Consider the following 5,769-nt stretch of genomic DNA (forward strand, 5'->3'; position numbering starts at 1 on the left):
CGGCGTCACGGGCTGCCCCACCGCGACGGTCACGGCCGCCCCGAGGACGGTCGCGCCCCGGCCCTCCCCGGACCAGGGCTCCCCGGACGAGATCGGTCCGCCGACCGTCCCGGAGACCCCCGACCTGCCCGACGGCGGCGGACTGATCCCCGACGACACCACCACCACCAGCATCTTCGACAGCCCGACGGACGTCTTCGCCGGCTGACGGTGCCGTAGCCGCCGTAGCGCTCGGACAAGGTGAAAAATCGGGTAAATCCTGGCAAGGTGGGCCGCATGGTTGATCGGGGAGCGAGCGCCCTGTCACTCCCGGACGACTGGCCCGCCCACCCGGACCCGATCCTGGCGCTCAACCGCATGGGCAGCTTCGACTGGGACCTGGACAACGGCCTGTTCCACATGGACGCCCAGGCCCACGAGGTCTTCGACCTGCGCCCCGACGAATACGACGGACACCCCGAGAGCCTGGCGATCCGGGTACCGCCGCCCGAGGGCTACCGGCTCGACGGTCTCGTCTCCCAGGCGATGAAGGACGGCAGCGAGAACTACGGCGCCTACTTCCGTATGCGGCTGCGCGACGGCAGCCTGCGCTGGACCCACACCCAGGGCTACATCCGGCGCGACGAGACGGGCCGCCCGCGCCGGATCATCGGCATCGTCCGGGACGCCACCCAGGAACTCGCCGAGAGCGCGGCCCGCCGAGAGCAGGCCGCCCTGGACGCGGCCAGGCGCGACCAGACCAACGTCGTCCAGCTCACCACCGCCGCCCTCGCGCACGCCCGTACCGTCCAGGACGTCATCGACGTCCTCAAGGACACCCACGGCCTCGTCCACCTCGGCGCGACCAGCCTGGTCATGGGCCTGGTCGAGGCCGGCCGTATCCGCCTGGTCGCCGAAGGCCCCGAGGGCAGCTTCGTGCCCGGCACGGAGGTCACCCGGATCGACGAGCCGTACCCGATGGGGGAGGTCGTACGCACCCTCGCCCCAGCCTTCATCGAGTCGCCAGAGGAGTTCGCCGAGCGCTACCCGCTGCTGTGGCCGGAGATCACCGACCTGAACATCACCGCCGCGGCCTATCTCCCGCTGATCGCCCAGGCGAGGCCGATCGGCGCCATGGGCCTGCTCTACAGCGACCGGCGCGGTTTCTCGGCGGAGGAGCGCAACGTGCTCGTCGCGCTGGGCAGCAGCATCGCGCAGAGTCTGCAGCGCGCCATGTTCTACGAGCAGGAGAAGGACCTCGCCCAGGGCCTCCAGCAGGCGATGCTGCCGCGTGCCATCCCCAGCGTGCCGGGCGCCGACGTGGCGGTCCGCTACCGGTCCGCGAAGCTCGGCCGGGACATCGGCGGCGACTGGTACGACCTGATCCCGTTGCCCGGCGGCCGGGTCGGCGCGGTCATCGGCGACGTCCAGGGCCACGACACGCACGCCGCCGCCGTCATGGGGCAACTGCGCATCGTCCTCAAGGCGTACGCCGCCGAGGGGCACACCCCGGCCACCGTGATGGCCCGTGCCTCCGTCTTCCTCCACGAACTCGACACCGACCGCTTCGCCACCTGCCTCTACGCCGAGGCCGACCTGTCCACCGGGGTGGTCCAGGTGGTCCGGGCCGGCCATATCGACCCGCTGGTGCGGCAGTTGGACCGGACCTGCCGTCGTATGCCCGTCGCGGGCGGACTGCCGCTCGGTCTGTCCGCGGAGTTCGGGCGGCTCGAATACCCCGTCTCCACCCTCGAACTCGACCCCGGCCAGACCCTGGTGCTGTGCACCGACGGCCTCGTCGAACAGCCCGGCGCGGATCTCGACGACGGACTGCAGACCCTCATCGCCCTCATCGCCTCCGGCCCCGACGACGTACGCGACCTCGCCGACCTGCTCATCGACGTGGCCGAGGAACGCGGCGGCGAGGACGACGTGGCGCTGCTCCTGCTGCGCCGCCGCGGCCTCGACGCACCGCGCTCCGGCGGCCGGCTCCAGCAGCACGTGGCGCCCGGCGACTCCGAGGCCCTCACCGAGGCCCGGCACATGATCCGGGCCGCCGTCCGGGCCTGGGGCGGGCGCGAGCGCGCCGACGAGGTCGAACTCGTCGCCGACGAACTGATCACCAACGCCCTGATGCACACCGAGGGCTCCGCGATCGTCACCCTCAGAGTCCTCACCGGCCCCGACCGCCGGCTGCGCGTCGAGGTCGAGGACTCCTCCAGCGCACTGCCGCGCCGCCGTGAGGCAGGCGAGGACGGCGTCTCGGGGCGAGGTCTGCTCCTGGTCGACCTGCTCACGGACGTGTGGGGCGTGGAGGCGCGCGGCGGCGGCAAGTGCGTGTGGTGCGAGTTCGTGGTGCCGGACCGGACCGGATCCGACCGGACCTGACACGATCTGACCTGACCCCACGGGTCACTGATGGCACCCTGGACGTATGCCGGAACTTCCCGAGGTCGAAGCGCTGAAGGACTTCCTGACCGAACACCTCGTCGGCCACGAGATCGTACGGGTGCTGCCCGTCGCCATCAGCGTCCTGAAGACGTACGACCCTCCGCCCACCGCGCTGGAGGGACACGAGGTGGCGGCCGTGCACCGGTACGGCAAGTTCCTGGACGTCGAGACGGACGGCGGCCCGCACTTCGTGACCCACCTCGCCCGCGCGGGCTGGCTGCACTGGAAGGACCGCCTCCCGGACGGCCCGCCCCGCCCCGGCAAGGGCCCGCTCGCGCTCCGGGTGGCCCTGGAGACGGGCGAGGGCTTCGACCTCACAGAGGCGGGCACACAGAAACGCCTCGCGGTGTACGTCGTGGCCGACCCGCAGTCGGTTCCCGGCGTCGCCCGCCTCGGACCCGACCCCCTGGCCGACGACTTCGACGAGCCGCGCTTCGCCGAACTCCTGAAGGACGAACGCCGGCAGCTCAAGGGCGCCCTGCGCGACCAGACCCTGATCGCCGGGGTGGGCAACGCGTACAGCGACGAGATCCTGCACGCGGCGAAGATGTCCCCGTTCAAGCTCGCGTCGTCACTGACGGCGGCCGAGACGCACACGCTCTACACGGCCCTGCGCACCACACTGACTGAGGCCGTCGAACGTTCCCGGGGCGTGGCGGCGGGCCGCCTGAAGTCGGAGAAGAAGAGCGGCCTGCGCGTCCACGGCCGCACCGGCGAGCCCTGCCCGGTCTGCGGCGACACCATCCGCGAGGTGTCCTTCAGCGACTCCTCGCTCCAGTACTGCCCCACCTGCCAGACGGGCGGCAAGCCGCTCGCGGACCGACGGATGTCGAGACTGCTCAAATAGCCGGAGCCCTACAGCCAGAGGTCGGCTCCGTCACGTCCGCCGGGGTCCGACGTCAACAGGTCCTCGTGCAGCCCCGGGAGCGCCTGCCCGGTCAGGGCGCCGTCCCCGGCCGTCTCCATGACCGCCCCGGCGGCAAGCAGCCTTCGGGCGGCCAGGAGTTGATCCATCACCACAGGGCGGGACTTCAGTGCGAGGTGAGCCGGACCAACTGCTGTCCGTCGGCCGTCCGTACGTCGTAGTGGTCGATCTCGTCGGGGTGCATCGCCGCGCCACCCTGCATCGTGATCATCGTCGCGTCGTGCGCGGGTACGTTCCAACTGGTCACGACCTGCTCGGAACCGTCCCGGCCGACGACCACGAGACGACAGGAGCGGGGGCCCGCGCCGTCCTTGATCTTCAGGGACACATCACTGCCGTAGTTCTCGTTCGCGGCCCTGACCTGTGCCCACACGCCCGACTTGGCGTCGGTCGCGGTGAGTTGCACGGCCCCGTCGCCGTTTCCGGCGAACGTCGCCACCGCGGGGCCTCCCACGGCCAGTACCACCGAGGCGGCCACGGCGTACAGAAAACGCCGCCGTCCGGCGCGTTGACGGGCGGCCACCTCGCCGAGCAACCGGTCGAGCAGCCGGGGCCCGGGTTGCGCCATGGGGTGCACGTAGCGCGGCGTCGCCCGCCGGTACAGCATCAACTGCCGTGAGGCGGGACCGAATTCGGTCACATGAGCCGCGCAGCTAGTGCACTCCATGAGGTGATCCTCGAAGCGGAAGGCCTCCGCCTCGTCCAGCACGCCGAGCGCGTACGCGCCGACGTCGCGATGCCTTTCCAGGGACCTCATGACGAATCCTCGTGCCGTTAGGTGCGGGTGGGGTTACTCCTTGCTCCCATCGGTACGCACCAGCCCGCCGAATCACTCAAGGCACACACAGAATGGCCATCACGAATTCGTAGCGGTCGGGCCCATGGATTGGTCCCCGTTTCAAAAAAGATGGATGGCGAGATGGCCGAGCGGCAGACCCAGCTGCCAGGCGGGCGTCCAGACCTTCGGCCCGTCGTCCTCACCGGTCACCGGACCGCCTCCCGGTACCGCGTCCAGATCGGGCGCGAGCAGCTCGGTCTCCTCCAGCCAGCGCCAGGCGTTCTCCGCCAGCGCCAGATCCGGTGCGTCGGCGCCGGACTCGACCGCGTCCGCCGTCAACTTGGAGATACGTTCACGGACCCAGTCCTGCCACGGCTGGTCGTACGCCGTGAGCGAAAGCCAGGTCTCAAGTTGGGTGACCACCCGGATACCGGACAATTCGCCGTCCGTGTCGGAGAGGAAGATGGTCAGTGCCAGCGCGTCCCGTCCCGCGCGGAACTCGAAGGACGTCGGTGGCATCAGGTCGCCGGTCCGCAGCAGTTCGTCGGCGATGTACTCGGCGTACAACCACGCCATGGGGACGGTGAGTTCACCGCCACCGGTGCCGTCCGTGCTCTCTTGACCTCTGTGCAGCATCCCTTCCTGCCTTCCTCCGGTGCGTGCGCGTCGCCCGGCCCGAGGCTCCGTCAGGAACCCCGAGCCCCCCAGTCCGGAACACGGATGAGGACAGCCGATTACTCAACCAGGGTCCCGAGCAAGGCGCTTTACGGAGGTTTGACTAAGGAGTTGGTTTCACCGCAGGTCGGCCGCATAGCCCGGAAGCACCCGGCGCAGGGCGCGGAGCGCGTAATAGGCACGGGACTTCACCGTACCGGGCGGAATCCCGAGGGCCGCCGCGGCCTCCGCCACACTCGCCCCCTGGAAGTACACGAGCACCAGGACTTCACGGTGCTCCGGAGTGAGAGTCTTCACAGCCTCCCGCACATCGAGCGTCGCCGCCGACCGTTCCGCGTGATCGGCACACACCCGCGCGTTCTCCAGCACCGCGTCCCCGACCTCGGGCGGTCGTGCCTGCCGGGCCCGCCGCGCGTCGATGGCGAGCCGCCGGCCCACCGTCAGCAGCCAGGGCCGTACGGACTCGAAGTCGTCGGCACGCAACGCCTCGGGGTGCTGCCAGGCCCGTACCAGGGTCTCCTGGACGAGGTCCTCGGCGCGCTGGCGGTCGCCGTCGCAGAGCCGGAGCAGCAGCGCGAAGAGCGGCCTGCCGTGCTCGCGCTGCAGTGCGGCGAGCTCGTGCTCGGCGGTCGTTCCGTTGGTGAGCGTGGGTCCGGCCGTCATGGCCGTATGGCATCGCAGCGTGCGGCCCGGGGACAGGGCGCGCACAGGGGGCTGCGGCGGACGGTCGATCGCGTCGACGAACGGTGCGACGAACGGTCCGCGCCACCCGGTGATCCCCCGCACGCGCACACCGGACGGGTCATCGGAGGCCGGAAGCCGTTTGCGGGGGCGGTGAGGTTCATACCTATGGGTGGGTAAATATGACCACAGTGGGGTGAATTGATGATCGCACGCAGACGACAGGTGGCCGTTGCCCTGGTGGGCATTCTCGCCGCGGCCGCCGCCTGCCAGGCCCAGC

The 5,769-nt window shown here is 70.6% G+C and carries 6 protein-coding genes and 1 pseudogene; 3 read left to right on the top strand and 4 right to left on the bottom strand.

What is annotated here, in order from left to right; translation table 11 throughout:
• From R6V09_RS44150 to R6V09_RS44160, 3 genes and pseudogenes are all read left to right on the top strand, one after another.
• Positions 1–208 (top strand): annotated as a pseudogene (locus R6V09_RS44150) (DUF6777 domain-containing protein); the annotation flags it as partial.
• A gap of 68 nt (positions 209–276) precedes the next feature.
• On the top strand, positions 277–2,367 hold the full coding sequence (locus R6V09_RS44155; RefSeq protein WP_317887124.1) for a SpoIIE family protein phosphatase: 2,091 nt from the start codon (positions 277–279) through the stop codon (positions 2,365–2,367).
• A gap of 46 nt (positions 2,368–2,413) precedes the next feature.
• Positions 2,414–3,277, top strand: coding sequence for an Fpg/Nei family DNA glycosylase (locus R6V09_RS44160; RefSeq protein WP_317887125.1), 864 nt, complete (start codon positions 2,414–2,416; stop codon positions 3,275–3,277).
• A gap of 8 nt (positions 3,278–3,285) precedes the next feature.
• Here R6V09_RS44160 and R6V09_RS44165 read toward each other — a convergent pair whose 3' ends face one another.
• From R6V09_RS44165 to R6V09_RS44180, 4 genes are all read right to left on the bottom strand, one after another.
• Complete coding sequence (locus tag R6V09_RS44165) at positions 3,286–3,444, bottom strand: hypothetical protein (RefSeq protein WP_317887126.1); 159 nt, start codon at positions 3,442–3,444, stop codon at positions 3,286–3,288.
• A 17-nt stretch (positions 3,445–3,461) separates the two neighbouring features.
• On the bottom strand, positions 3,462–4,112 hold the full coding sequence (locus R6V09_RS44170; protein WP_317887127.1) for a zf-HC2 domain-containing protein: 651 nt from the start codon (positions 4,110–4,112) through the stop codon (positions 3,462–3,464).
• A gap of 141 nt (positions 4,113–4,253) precedes the next feature.
• Positions 4,254–4,769, bottom strand: coding sequence for a hypothetical protein (locus R6V09_RS44175; protein ID WP_317887128.1), 516 nt, complete (start codon positions 4,767–4,769; stop codon positions 4,254–4,256).
• Positions 4,770–4,925: 156 nt separating this feature from the next.
• Entirely contained in the window at positions 4,926–5,471 is a 546-nt protein-coding gene (locus R6V09_RS44180) for a sigma-70 family RNA polymerase sigma factor (protein WP_043670802.1), read from the bottom strand.
• Positions 5,472–5,769 lie beyond the last annotated feature (298 nt).

The organism is Streptomyces sp. W16 (assembly GCF_033194735.1).
Classification (GTDB): Bacteria; Actinomycetota; Actinomycetes; order Streptomycetales; family Streptomycetaceae; genus Streptomyces.